General features: G+C 73.0%; 12 protein-coding genes. 9 read left to right on the plus strand and 3 right to left on the minus strand.

Annotated elements, in window-relative coordinates:
• The first annotated feature begins 21 nt into the window (after nucleotides 1-21).
• The 4 genes from ACSQ2D_RS02375 (at nucleotide 22) to ACSQ2D_RS02390 (ending at nucleotide 4,706) form a co-directional block, all read left to right on the plus strand.
• Nucleotides 22-861: an SDR family oxidoreductase gene (locus ACSQ2D_RS02375; protein WP_435984424.1), complete on the plus strand. Its 840-nt coding sequence runs from the start codon at nucleotides 22-24 to the stop codon at nucleotides 859-861.
• A 22-nt stretch (nucleotides 862-883) separates the two neighbouring features.
• Nucleotides 884-2,554, plus strand: coding sequence for a 5,6-dimethylbenzimidazole synthase (bluB, locus tag ACSQ2D_RS02380; protein ID WP_435984425.1), 1,671 nt, complete (start codon nucleotides 884-886; stop codon nucleotides 2,552-2,554).
• 78 nt (nucleotides 2,555-2,632) lie between these two features.
• Nucleotides 2,633-4,189 carry a peptide MFS transporter gene (locus tag ACSQ2D_RS02385; RefSeq protein ID WP_435984426.1) on the plus strand — a complete coding sequence of 519 codons (1,557 nt, stop codon included), beginning with the start codon at nucleotides 2,633-2,635 and terminating at the stop codon, nucleotides 4,187-4,189.
• 1 nt (nucleotide 4,190) lies between these two features.
• Nucleotides 4,191-4,706 (plus strand): gamma carbonic anhydrase family protein, encoded by a 516-nt coding sequence (locus tag ACSQ2D_RS02390; protein WP_435984427.1) that lies wholly within the window; start codon nucleotides 4,191-4,193, stop codon nucleotides 4,704-4,706.
• Between the two features lie 52 nt (nucleotides 4,707-4,758).
• Here ACSQ2D_RS02390 and ACSQ2D_RS02395 read toward each other — a convergent pair whose 3' ends face one another.
• Nucleotides 4,759-5,520, minus strand: a complete 762-nt coding sequence (locus ACSQ2D_RS02395) for a sulfite exporter TauE/SafE family protein (RefSeq protein WP_435984428.1) — start codon at nucleotides 5,518-5,520, stop codon at nucleotides 4,759-4,761.
• On the minus strand, nucleotides 5,517-6,215 hold the full coding sequence (locus ACSQ2D_RS02400; protein WP_435984429.1) for a FadR/GntR family transcriptional regulator: 699 nt from the start codon (nucleotides 6,213-6,215) through the stop codon (nucleotides 5,517-5,519). The genes ACSQ2D_RS02395 and ACSQ2D_RS02400 overlap by 4 nt, the downstream gene beginning before the upstream one ends.
• Before the next feature lie 119 nt (nucleotides 6,216-6,334).
• Between ACSQ2D_RS02400 and ACSQ2D_RS02405 the strand changes: the two genes are divergently transcribed.
• From ACSQ2D_RS02405 to ACSQ2D_RS02420, 4 genes are all read left to right on the plus strand, one after another.
• On the plus strand, nucleotides 6,335-7,675 hold the full coding sequence (locus ACSQ2D_RS02405) for an SLC13 family permease (protein ID WP_435984430.1): 1,341 nt from the start codon (nucleotides 6,335-6,337) through the stop codon (nucleotides 7,673-7,675).
• Between the two features lie 4 nt (nucleotides 7,676-7,679).
• Nucleotides 7,680-8,855, plus strand: coding sequence for a CaiB/BaiF CoA transferase family protein (locus ACSQ2D_RS02410; protein ID WP_435984431.1), 1,176 nt, complete (start codon nucleotides 7,680-7,682; stop codon nucleotides 8,853-8,855).
• The gene (locus ACSQ2D_RS02415) at nucleotides 8,855-10,306 is read left to right on the plus strand and encodes a carboxyl transferase domain-containing protein (RefSeq protein ID WP_435984432.1); all 1,452 of its coding nucleotides are present in this window, start codon (nucleotides 8,855-8,857) and stop codon (nucleotides 10,304-10,306) included. Before ACSQ2D_RS02410 ends, ACSQ2D_RS02415 begins: the two co-directional genes overlap by 1 nt.
• A gap of 99 nt (nucleotides 10,307-10,405) precedes the next feature.
• Complete coding sequence (locus ACSQ2D_RS02420; protein WP_435984433.1) at nucleotides 10,406-11,179, plus strand: LuxR C-terminal-related transcriptional regulator; 774 nt, start codon at nucleotides 10,406-10,408, stop codon at nucleotides 11,177-11,179.
• A gap of 19 nt (nucleotides 11,180-11,198) precedes the next feature.
• Here ACSQ2D_RS02420 and ACSQ2D_RS02425 read toward each other — a convergent pair whose 3' ends face one another.
• A complete protein-coding gene (locus tag ACSQ2D_RS02425; RefSeq protein WP_435984434.1) occupies nucleotides 11,199-12,041 on the minus strand; it encodes a helix-turn-helix domain-containing protein in 843 nt (280 codons plus the stop codon).
• 51 nt (nucleotides 12,042-12,092) lie between these two features.
• On the opposite strand from ACSQ2D_RS02425, the gene ACSQ2D_RS02430 reads away from it, so the two are divergent.
• A complete protein-coding gene (locus tag ACSQ2D_RS02430) occupies nucleotides 12,093-12,662 on the plus strand; it encodes a TIGR03086 family metal-binding protein (RefSeq protein WP_435984435.1) in 570 nt (189 codons plus the stop codon).
• Nucleotides 12,663-12,666 lie beyond the last annotated feature (4 nt).

Consider the following 12,666-nt stretch of genomic DNA (forward strand, 5'->3'; position numbering starts at 1 on the left):
GGCGGGCGTAGCGTCGCCCGCATGAACGCCAACGGGCAGCCGGTCGCCCTCGTCACCGGAACCTCCTCGGGCATGGGCCTGCACACCGCCGTCGAGCTGGCCCGCCGCGGCCTCACCGTCGTCGCCACGATGCGCGACACGAGCCGTGCCACGGCTCTCACCGACGCGGCAGCCGAGGCCGGCGTCGAGCTCGACGTCCGGGCCCTCGACGTCACCGACCACGAGGCCGCCCGAGCCTGCGTCGACGGGGTGCTCGCCGACCACGGCCGCATCGACGTCCTCGTCAACAACGCCGGGCGGGGTGCCGTCGCCACCGCGGAGCAGCTGAGCCTCGACGAGATCCGCGACCAGCTCGAGGTCAACTACCTCGGCCCCGTCGCCCTGACCAAGCTCGTCCTGCCGCACCTGCGCGAGGCCGGGTCCGGCACCGTGCTCACCGTGACGAGTGTCGGTGGAGCCGTCGGGCAACCCTTCGCGGACGCGTACTGCGGCGCGAAGTTCGCCGTCGAGGGCTTCATGCAGTCGCTCGCCGTCGTCATGCTCGCCCACGGCGTGCACGTCTCGGTCATCGAGCCCGCCGCCGTCGCCAGCGACTTCGTCGGCAACGTCGCCCGTCCCGAGAGCGATCCCACCGACCCGTATGCCGTCCAGCTCGACGCCTACCTCGCGCGGTCCGCGGGTGCCTTCGCGAACGCGCAGTCCTCCCGGGACGCCGCGGTCGCGATCGCCGACGCCGCGACGTCGACCGACTACCGCTTCCGCTGGCAGACCTCGGAGGGCGCGACCGCCTTCGTCGGGATGTCGCTCGCCGACACCGACGGCAGCCGCGTGCTCGGCGTGACCCGGTCCTGGATCGGGTGAGCTCCTCGTTAGAGTCGGCCCCGTGAGCTACCGCAGGCCCGTCCCGACGATCGGCGACCCGTCGTCGGCCGCCGAGCGGGCCCACGCGCCCGACGCCTGGGCCCTGCGCGACGACCTCGCCTCCCTCGAGCGCGTCGTCGGCGCGCGCCGCGACATCCGTCGCTTCCGCCCCGACCCCGTCCCCGACGACGTGCTCACGGCGGTGCTCACGGCCGGCCACCGGGGCCCGTCGGTCGGGCACAGCCAGCCGTGGCGCTTCGTCGTCGTCACCGAGGCCGCGACCCGCGACGCCGCCGCCCTCATGGCCGACCGGTGCCGGCTGCGGCAGGCCGCCGGGATGGCCGAGGAGTCGGCGCGTGGTCTGCTCGACCTGCGCCTCGAGGGCATCCGTGAGGCGCCCGTCGGTGTCGTCGTCGCGTGCGACCGGCGCACCCCGGCCGCCGGCGTGCTCGGCCGGGCGACCTTCCCCGATGCCGACCTCTGGTCGTGCGCCGCCGCCATCGAGAACATCTGGCTGACCGCCCGCGCCCACGGCCTCGGCCTCGGCTGGGTCACCCTCTTCGAGCCGGCCGAGCTCGCGGACCTGCTCGGCCTGCCCGACGGCGTCGAGACCCTCGGCTGGCTCTGCCTCGGCTGGCCCGACGAGCGCCCACCCGAGCCCGGCCTCGAGCGAGCCGGGTGGAGCAGGCGCCTCCCGCTCGAGCAGGTCGTCATGCGCGAGCGCTGGACCGAGCGCGACGCCCCGCCCTCGCACCTGCGCGCCCCCGAGCCGGCCGACGTCGTCGCGGCCCGCGACCGCTCCGACGACCTCCTCACCGTGCCGGGCTCGCTCGGCGTCCTCGACACCGTCCTCGACCGCATCACCGCGCTGGCTGCCGTCGACGGTCGGGGCACCCTCCTCGTCGCGGCCGCCGACCATGCCGTGACGGCATACGACATCTCCGCCTTCGACGCGTCGGTCACCGCCGACGTCGCCCGCGCCACCCGCGAGGGCACGTCGATGGGTGCCGTGGCCGCACGTGCGGCCGGCCTCGACATCGAGCTCGTCGATGCCGGGATCGGCTGCCGCAGAGGGGATCTCGTCACCTCCGACGCGCTCGACGAGATGACGTATGCCGCCCTGCTCGCTCTCGGACGCGAGCGCGGTCTCGCGCTGGCGGGCGCCGGTCCCGTGGCGCTCGGCGAGGTCGGTGTCGGCAACACGACCGTGGCCGCCGCACTCGCCGCAGCCCTGCTCGACGTGCCGGCCGACGAGGTCGTCGGCCGCGGCTCGTCCGCCGACGCCGCGATGCTCGACCGCAAGCGCGACGTCGTGACTCGGGCGCTCGCCCGGGTCGGCCGCGCCGGTCCCGACGAGGCCGTCCGTCGCCTCGGCGGGGGAGAGCTCGCCGTGCTCACCGGGGTGACGCTCGGCGTGGCCGAGGCCGGCGGGATCGTCGTGCTCGACGGCCTCGCGACGTCGGTGTGCGCGCTCGCCGCCGTGCGCCTCGAGCCGGCCGTCGCGGCGCACCTCGTCGCCGGACAGCGCTCACGTGAGAAGGCCCACGCCCTCGTGCTGCGCGAGCTCGGTCTCGAGCCCCTCCTCGACCTGCGGATCCGTGCGGGCGAGGGCGTCGGAGCGGCGCTCGCGACCGGCCTCGTCAAGGACGCCCTGGCCCTGCGGGCGGGCGTCGCGCGCACCTCCACGGTTTGAGTCCGACGGTGGGACCCGCCTAGTTTGGGGTGGTTGTCCAACCGTCGAACTGCCCTCACGAGGGGCTGGGAGAATCGCATGACCACACAGACCCAGGACCGACCACCGACTCCCGAGTCGGGCGCCAGCGCCGACGACCGGGCCTTCCTCGGGCACCCCAAGGGACTGTCGACCCTCTTCTTCGTCGAGCTGTGGGAGCGCTTCTCCTACTACGGGATGCGCGCCATCCTGCTCTACTTCCTCATCGACACCGTGGCCAACGGCGGCCTCGGCATCGACGAGACGACCGGCACCGCCGTCGTCGCGATCTACGGCGCGTCCGTCTACCTCCTGTCGATCATCGGCGGCTTCACCGCCGACCGTCTCTTCGGCGCGCGACGCTCGACCCTCTACGGTGCCGTCGTCATCATGGCCGGCCACGTCTGTCTCGCCATCCCGGCCGCGGCGACCGCCTGGCTCGGCATCGCGCTCGTCGCCCTCGGCACCGGCCTGCTCAAGCCCAACGTCTCCGCCATGGTGGGCACGCTCTACAAGCCCGAGGACGCGCGCCGCGACGGCGGCTTCTCGATCTTCTACATGTCGATCAACATCGGCTCGTTCTTCTCGCCGCTCGTCGTGGGGTGGCTGCGTGAGCACTACGGCTACCACGTCGGCTTCTCGGCCGCCGCGGTCGGCATGGCCATCGCCATCGCGTGGTTCGTCCTCGGCCGCAAGGCCCTCGGTCCCGCCGTCGACGACGTGCCCAACCCGCTCTCGCCCGAGGAGCGCGGCCGCGTCGCGGCCCTCGCCGTCGGCGCCGTCGTCGCCTTCGCGGTCATCGTCGTCGTCGCGGGCCTGTGGCGCGACACGGTGCTCGACCAGGTCATCGACGCGATCTCCATCGTCGCCGTGCTGACCCCGATCGCCTACTTCAGGATGATGTTCCGCAGCCCCAAGGTCGAGCGCGAGGAGAAGTCGCACCTCGCGGCCTACCTGCCGCTGTGGATCGGCGCGATGCTCTTCTGGATGATCTTCGAGCAGGCCGCCGGCAAGATGGCGATCTTCGCCGCCGACAACACCGTCACGGAGACCGCGGGCATCAGCATCAACCCCGAGTGGTTCCAGTCGATCAACCCGCTCGCCATCGTCCTGCTCGCGCCGATCTTCGGCTGGATCTGGACCAAGCGCGCCGGACGCTTCCCGTCGACCCCGATGAAGTTCGTCCTCGGTGTGACGATCATCGGCCTGTCGGCCCTCGCCATGTCCTGGGCCTTCGCGACGTTCCAGGGCAACACGGCGCCGGTCTACATCCTCGGTGGCATCTTCGTCATGCAGACCGTCGCCGAGCTCTGCCTCTCGCCGGTCGGCCTCTCGGCCACGACCCGTCTCGCGCCGCGGGCCTTCGCGAGCCAGGCCATGGCGCTGTGGTTCCTCGGCAGCGCAGCGGGTCAGGCCATCGCCGCCCAGCTCATCCAGGCGATGGGCGGCCTCAGCGACGCGGTGTACTACCTCGTCAACGGCGTCATCACCCTCGTCGTCGCCGGTGTGCTCCTCGCGCTCGTGCCGTGGATCCGTCGCAAGATGTCGACGGCCGAGCTGCACGCCACCGGCCGGGTCGAGAGCACCGACCGCACCGACAGCGTCTCGGCGCACTGACGTGATCGTCAGCCTCGACGGCGTCACCCCGGTGGTCCACGAGACCGCCTGGGTGGCGCCGAGCGCCGACCTCGTCGGCGCCGTCGACCTCCGGGCGGGCTCGAGCGTCTGGTACACCGCCGTGCTCCGCGCCGACTTCGACCCGATCGTGCTCGGCGAGCGCAGCAACCTGCAGGACGGCGTCGTCGTGCACACCGATGCCGGGCACCCGACGAGCATCGGCGCAGGTGTGTCGGTCGGCCACCGTGCCGTCCTCCACGGCTGCACCGTCGAGGACGACTGCCTCGTCGGGATGGGTGCCGTCGTGCTCAACGGGGCCCGCATCGGCGCGGGCAGCCTCGTCGCGGCCGGCGCCGTCGTGCCCGAGGGCGCCGTCATCCCGCCCCGCTCGCTCGTCGCCGGGGTGCCCGGCACGGTCCGGCGCGAGATCGACGAGCCGGGACTCGCGCGCATCCGCGCCAACGCCGAGGTCTACGTCGAGCTGGCCCGCCGCCACCGCGAGGCCACCAGCGCCTGAGGCGCGCGCACGCGCGGGGCGGGCAACACGGCATACGCCCTCGGTCTCCGCGTCAGCGGAGCAGCAGGACCGCGGCGACGACGCCCGCGGCGACGACGAGCACCCGGAAGAGCGTCGGCGGCAGCCGGCGGCCGACGCGGGCGCCGACGTAGCCACCGACGACCGAGCCGGCCGCGAGCAGCCCGATGGCCTGCCAGTCGAGGTCGGCGACGGCGACGAAGATGAGCCCGGCGACGACGTTGCCGGCGAAGATCGCGAGGGTCTTGAGGGCGTTGACGACGCGCAGGTCGATGTCGAGCCCGAGCCCGAGGACGGCGACCATCATGACGCCCGAGCCGGCGCCGAAGTAGCCGCCGTAGACGCCGGTCAGCAGCGCGAAGAAGGTCGTGACCGGCCCCATCCGGGTGCGCGGGCCGACGTCGTCGCCGCCGCGAGACCGCAGCCAGCGGGCGACCCAGGGCTGCACGCCGACGAGCAGGCAGGTGAAGAGGATGAGCCACGGCACGACGGCCTCGAAGACGCTCGACGGCAGGGCCAGCAGGAGCACCGCGCCGCCGACCGCGCCGACGGCGCACGTGACGACGACGGTCCACGTGATGCGCGGGTGCTCGCGCAGCTCGGCGCGGTAGCCGAACGACCCGCTGACGCCGGCGGGCACGAGGCCGACCGTGTTGGACGCGTTGGCGACGACGGGTGGCAGTCCGACGGCGAGCAGGACGGGGAAGCTGAGCAGCGAGGCCACCCCGACCGTCGAGGTGAGGATGCCGGCGCCGAGACCCGCGCCGAGGACGGCGAGCATCTCGAGGGGCGTCACGACCCGTCTCGCAGCACCGCCACGTCACTGACCATGACGACGTGGGCGTGCATGGCCTCGGCCGCCGCCTCGGGGTCGCCGGAGCGGATGGCGTCGGCGATGGCCCGGTGCCCGACGAGCGAGTCGGCGGGGCGGCCGGGCTGGCTGAGCGACTCGATGCGGGTCTCGCGGATGAGGTCGCGGATCTCGTCCATGAGCCGGGCGAGCAGGAGCGAGTGGGCGGCGGCGGTGACGGCACCGTGGAAGCGCTCGTCGCCCTCGACGCCGCGGCCGCCGGCCTCGACGTCGCGGGCCATCTCGGCGATGGCCTCGTCGATGCGCGCGAGGTCCTCGGCCGTGCGCCGTGCCGCCGCGAGGGCCGCGATCTTCGTCTCGAGGGCGTCGCGGGTGTCGATGATCTCGGGCAGCCGGTGGGCGTGCGCTCGGATGGCCTCGACGATCCGGCGCGGGCCGGGGGCGTCCGACAGGACCGTGCCGTCGCCGTGCCGGACGGTCACGACACCGATGACCTCGAGTGCGACGAGGGCCTGGCTGAGCGTGGCGCGGCTGACGCCGAGACGCTGCGCGAGCTCGCGCTCGGGAGGCAGGCGGTCACCCGTCGTGAGACCGTTCGACTGGATCCACGCGGTGATCTGCTCGGCGACCTGCTCGTAGAGCCGGGTGCGCGTGAGGCGGGACATCCCCGATGTCGACATGGGGTCACTCTATTGACAGTCGGCCCATTGACCTATTGGCTAGGCCACTGAGCCAGCCATGAGCCTCGTCACCAGGGCGTGGAACCAGGCGCGCTGGCCGCGACCGACGGAGGACACGCATGGGACCGGAATGGGTCTCGATCATCGCGCTCGTCGCACTCTTCGTGATCGGCACGCTGCTGCCGATCAACATGGGAGCCCTCGCCTACGTGGCGGCCTGGCTCGTCGGGGTCTACTCGCTGCAGCTCAGCGAGAAGGAGATCCTCGCCGGCGTCAGCGGTGACCTCATCCTCACCCTCATCGGCGTCACCTACCTCTTCGCCATCGCGAAGAACAACGGCACCGTCGACCTCATCGTCAGATCCGCGGTCCGGGCCGTCGGGGGACGCGTCGCCCTCATCCCGTGGGTCATGTTCTTCGTGACGGCCCTGCTCACGGCCATCGGAGCGGCGAGCCCCGCGGCCTGCGCCATCATCGGTCCGATCGCGCTGGGCTTCGCGGGCCGCTACAAGATCAACCCGCTCCTCATGGGCATGTTCGTCGTGCACGGCGCCCAGGGCGGCGGCTTCTCGCCGATCAGCATCTACGGCACGATCACGAACTCCGTCATGAAGGACAACGGCCTCCCGTCGAGCGAGATGACCGTCTTCCTCGCGAGCCTCGCGGTCAACGTCCTCATGGCCGTCATCCTCTTCCTCGTCCTCGGCGGCCGGCGCCTGATGAACCTGCGCGCCGACGACCTCGACGACGTCGACGGCCCGATGGGCGGCGCCTCGATCACCGAGGAGCTCCACCGCGGCGGCGTCGGCGTCGCCACGCGCGGCACCGGCACGATGACCGCCACCCGGACGCAGGCGCTCGGCGTCAAGCGCGACCAGGTCCTGACGCTCGTCGCCTTCACGCTCGTGGCCGTCATCGCGCTGGCCTTCGACAAGAACATCGGCTTCGTCTCGATCACCGCCGCGGTGATCCTCGCGATGCTCTCGCCGACCCAGCACAAGGACGCCATCAAGCAGGTCGCGTGGCCGACCGTACTCCTCGTCGCCGGTGTGAGCACGTATGCCGCCGTGCTGACCGAGGCGAAGGCGCCCGAGTTCGTGGGCAGCTGGGCCGCCGGCCTCGGCGCCGCCGTCATCGGGGCGCTCGTGCTCTGCTACGTCGGTGGCGTCGTCTCGGCGTTCGCGTCGTCGACGGCGCTGCTGCCCGTCATCATCCCCATCGCCGTGCCGCTCATCGCGAACGGCGGCATCGGGCCGGCGGCGTTCGTCGCGGCGCTCGCGATCAGCTCGACGATCGTCGACGTGAGCCCGTTCTCGACGAACGGTGCCCTGATGTTGGCCAACCGGCCCGACAGCATCAGCGAACCGGTGTACTACAAGCAGATCATCACCTACAGCGTCATCGTGGTCGTCGCCGGCCCGTTGCTCGTGTGGGCCGCCCTGATCCTTCCCGGATGGTGACCGAATGACCGTGTCTGGACCCCTCTCCGACATCCTCGTCGTCGACCTGTCCCGCGCCCTCGCGGGACCGCACGCGACGATGATGCTGGCCGACCAGGGCGCGCGCGTCATCAAGGTCGAGGCTCCCGGCCGCGGGGACGACACCCGCGGCTGGGGCCCGCCGTTCGTCGGCGAGGAGGGCCGGCGTGAGTCGACCTACTTCCTGTCGGCCAACCGCAACAAGGAGTCGATCACCCTCGACCTCAAGGACGCGGCGGACCGCGACGTGCTGCTCGCGCTCGTCGACCGGGCCGACGTGCTCGTCGAGAACTTCCGCACCGGGGTGCTCGAACGGCTCGGTCTGGGCATCGACTCGCTCATGGAGCGCAACCCCCGGCTCGTCGTGCTGTCGATCACCGGCTTCGGCCACGACGGGCCCGAGGGTGGGCGTGCCGGCTACGACCAGATCGCCCAGGGCGAGGCCGGCGTCATGTCGCTGACGGGGTCCGGTCCGGACGACCCGCAGCGCGTCGGCGTCCCCATCGCCGACCTCCTGTCGGGGATGTACGGCGCCTACGGCGTCGTCGCCGCCCTCAACGAGCGGCACCGCACCGGCAAGGGCTCCGTCGTGCGCACCTCGCTGCTCGCCGCGGTCGTCGGCGTGCACGCCTTCCAGGGCACCCGGTGGACGGTCGCCGGAGAGGTCGGCCGGTCGGCGGGCAACCACCACCCGTCCATCAGCCCCTACGGCCTCTTCCACTGCCGCGACGGCTTCGTCCAGATCGCGGTCGGCAGCGAGGGCCTGTGGCAGCGCCTGTGCGCGGCCTTCGGGCTCGACCCGGCCGCCGAGGGGCTCGCGACGAACGCCGAGCGCGTCGCAGAGCGCGAGCGGGTCATCGAGGTCGTCGAGGCGGCCTTCGCCGACTGGGACGCCGAGCCGCTGCTGGCCCGGCTCGCCGAGGTCGGCGTGCCCGCGGGCAAGGTGCGCAGCCTCGACGAGGTGTACGCGTGGGACCAGACCGCGAGCCAGGGGCTGCTCGTCGAGGTCGAGCACCCGACGCTCGGGCCGCTGACGCTGCCGGGGCCGCCGCTGCGCTTCTTCGCCGGCGACGGCACCGAGGTGACGCGCCGCGACCACGACGCGCCGCCGACCCTCGACGAGGACGGCGCGGCGATCCGCGCCTGGCTGAAGGAGGAGTGATGGCGCGCCGACCGTGGACCGCGCACGAGCTGCTCGACCTCGTGCTCGACACCGGCTCCTTCGAGTCGTGGGACGAGCCGATCGACATCAGTGGCCAGCCCGAGGACTACCGGCGCCAGCTCGAGGCGGCGGCCGCGAAGGCCGGCACCGACGAGTCCGTGCTCACGGGTCGTGGACTCGTGAGGGGTCGGCCGGTGGCCGTCGTCGTCAACGAGTTCCGCTTCCTCGCCGGCTCGATCGGCCGGGCCGCGGCCCAGCGGATCACCGCCGCGGTGCGTCGCGCGACCGCCGAGGGGCTGCCGGTCCTCGCCTCGACGGCGTCCGGCGGCACCCGGATGCAGGAGGGGACGCCGGCGTTCATCGAGATGGTCGAGATCTCGCGGGCGCTCATGGCGCACCGCGCCGCCCGGCTGCCCTACCTCGTGCACCTGCGTCACCCGACGACCGGCGGCGTGTATGCGTCGTGGGGGTCGCTCGGGCACGTGACCGTCGCCGAGCCCGGGGCGCTCGTCGGCTTCCTCGGGCCGAAGGTCTACGAGGCGCTCAGCGGCGTGCCCTTCCCGGCCGGCGTGCAGACGGCCGAGAACCTCGCGGCCAAGGGCGTGCTCGACGCCGTCGTCGCCGCCGAGGACCTGCCGATGCTCGTCGACCGGGCGCTCGGTGTCCTCGTCGACGGCCCGACGCTGCCGCGCCTCGACCACCGGGCCGGCGAGCCGAGCCGGCACCTGTCCGCGTGGCAGTCCATCGAGGTGACCCGGCGCCCTGACCGCGCCGGGGTGCGCGAGCTGCTGCGCTACGGCGCGACCGGCACGCTCCGGCTGCGGGGCACCGACGAGGGTGAGCGGGACTCGACCATGCTCGTCGCGCTGACCCGGCTCGACGGCCAGCCCTGTGTGCTCGTCGGCCAGGACCGTGCACGTCAGTCGCCGACGTCGCCGATGGGGCCGGGGGCGCTGCGCGAGGCGAGGCGCGCCATGCGGCTCGCGGAAGAGCTCGGTATGCCCCTCGTCACCGTCATCGACACCCCCGGCGCCGAGCTGTCGGCGCACGCCGAGGAGGGCGCGATCGCCGGCGAGATCGCCCGGTGCATCGCGACCCTGACGACGATGACCGTCCCGACGGTGTCGGTCGTGCTCGGGCAGGGCTGTGGTGGCGGGGCGCTCGCGCTGCTGCCGGCCCGTGAGGTCATCGCCGCCGAGCATGCCTGGCTGTCACCGCTCCCGCCGGAAGGTGCGAGCGCCATCGTCCACGGCGACGTGTCGCACGCCGCCGAGATGGCCGAGCTCCAGCAGGTCGGCGTGCTCGACCTCGCCGCGCGGGGCATCGTCAGCCGCATCGTGCCCGAGCCCGCGGACGACACGGCTGCCGCGCTGGCGCTCGCCGTCGTCGCCGAGTGCGCGGCAGCGCTGCGACGCCAGACGCACGGCCAGGCCCACGTCCTCGCGAGCTAGGCCCGGTTCCCCCTACGGTGGGAACGCCGGTCCGCCCCGACGGTCCCGTGGGGCGGGATGCGAGACCCCACCGGGACCTCGTGCGACCAGGAGGTGCCCGTGCACGGCGACAGCGAGCGGCAGCACTCCACCGGCGCCGGGCTCGACCTCTACGCGGCGGCCGCCGACCTCACCCAGCTCGTGAGCGGCCACGTCGTCGAGCTGCTCGCCGGTCGCCCGACGCCGGGGTTCCGACGGCTGGGCGTCGGCATCGCACAGATCGACAGGGGGCTCACGGCCCTCGAACCCACCGCACAGCGCAGCGTCTGGACGATGCACCCGATCCTCGGCTACGACCCGGCGAACGAGATGACACGGCTCGACGACCACACGCGACGCCGTGGCGTCGACCTGCGGTGCATCACGACCGAGCGCAGCCTGAACCTCTACCCCCTGCTCACCTCCGAGATCCCCCACGTCCACTTCGGCCCCGCCCGCTCCCAGTTCATCCTCGTCGACGAGTCCGTCGCCGTCGTCGGTGGACCCCACAGCGAGGAGGGCTACCCGACGGCGTGGCTCACGACGCGGAGCGACGTCATCACGCGCGTCCGCGCCATCTGGGACCTGACGTCGAGGTTGTCGCACCCCGGTGTCCCGAGCGGGCAGAAGCCGCCCTTCACCGCTCGCCAGTGCCAGATCGCCCGGAGGCTCGTGCTCGGCGCCAAGGACTCGACCATCGCTCGTGACCTCGACGTCTCGCTCAGGACGGTCACCGCCGACGTCGCGGTGCTCCTGCACACGCTGGGTGCCGGGTCGCGCGCCGAAGCAGCGCACCTGCTGGCCGGAGGGAGCCATCGTCTGGATGCCGCCCGGCTCCGAGCGAACGCCACGTAGGGGCGCGCCGCCCCCTCCGTCAGCGGAAGCGTGATGCGAACTCGCCGGGCGTCATGCCCGTCGCCTTGCGGAAGTCACGGGTGAAGTGGGCCTGGTCGGCGTAGCCGAGCTCCGCCGCGATCCCGGCCAGCTCGGCGTCCGAGTCGCGCAGCCGGTCGGCCGCCTCCTGGAGCCTCCGGCGGCGGATGAGCCACTTCGGGCCGAGGCCGATCCGCTTGTGCAGCAGGCGTTGCAGCGTCCGCTCGCTGATGCCGAAACGCGCGCAGAGGTCGTCGACGCGCAGCAGCTCGGGGGAGGTCTCGACGTCCTCGACGATGGCGTTGACGAGGAGCCCCTCGTCGTCGACCGGAAGCAGCGGCCGCAGGGCGTCCTCGACGACCTCGCGCGCCTCCGCCTGGGCCTGCGCCGACGTCGGGTCAGGCCGCATCACCGACCTCACCCGCCGGCTGAGGCCCGCGCCGTCGAGGGTGGTGAGCGTCGACAGGTCGACGTAGCGGTCGGTCATCCGCCGGATCGGCTCCCGCGTCACGAGGTGACCCGCCGCGGGCTGGAGCATGACGCCGACCGCCCAGCCCCGGCCTGTCAGCATCGTGTGCGAGAGACCGGACACGACGCCGTAGAAGCGCGCGTAGCTGTCGGAGACGACGACGAGGCAGACGGGGTACTGCAGGACCCGCTGCACGGAGTCACGTCCCGCAGGCACGTCCCACACCGGGATCCAGAACCGTCGGGCGAGGCCTTCGAGGTCGGGCGAGACCGAGCTGCGGGCGATCGACCACGTGTGGTCGGTGGGGTCGACGAGGTGGGCCCGCTCGATGTCGTCGCGGGCCGCCGTCCGTCCTGCCCCGGCAGACGTCGTCACGTGTCGGAAAGTATCAAGACCCGCCGACGGGCGGCTTCCTACGGTGACGGCATGACCTCACACACCACCGACGTCCTCGGCTCCTACCTCCGCCTCGCCGAACCGTTCCGCGCCGTCGTCGACCGCGTCCCCGCCCACGCCTGGGATGCCCCGAGCCCCTGCGCGGGCTGGGCGGCCCGGGACGTCCTGACCCACGTCGTCACGACCCAGCGCGAGTTCCTCGAGCAGCACGGCGTCGACGCCACGACCACCGCCGACCCCAGTGAACCGGGCGCCCTCTGGCAGGCCCATGACGCGAGGATGCGCGAGCTGCTCGCCGACCGGCGAGTGGCCGGCAAGGAGTACGACGGCGTCTTCGGCCACACAACCGTGGGGGCGTCGATCGTCACCTTCTACGGCTTCGACCTCGTCGTCCACCGCTGGGACATCGCCGTCGCCGCGGGCCTCGACGAGCACCTGTCGGACGAGGAGCTCGAGATGCTCGACCGGTCGGCCGACGGGTTCGGCGAGCACCTCTACGACGACGGCGTCTGCAAGCCCGCGGTGCCCGTCCCGGACGGCGCCGACCGTCAGGAGCGCGTGCTCGCCCGCCTCGGGCGACGGACGCCGGCGCGGGCCTGAGGCG

This window comes from Terrabacter sp. LjRoot27 (assembly GCF_964254175.1).
Lineage (GTDB): Bacteria > Actinomycetota > Actinomycetes > Actinomycetales > Dermatophilaceae > Terrabacter.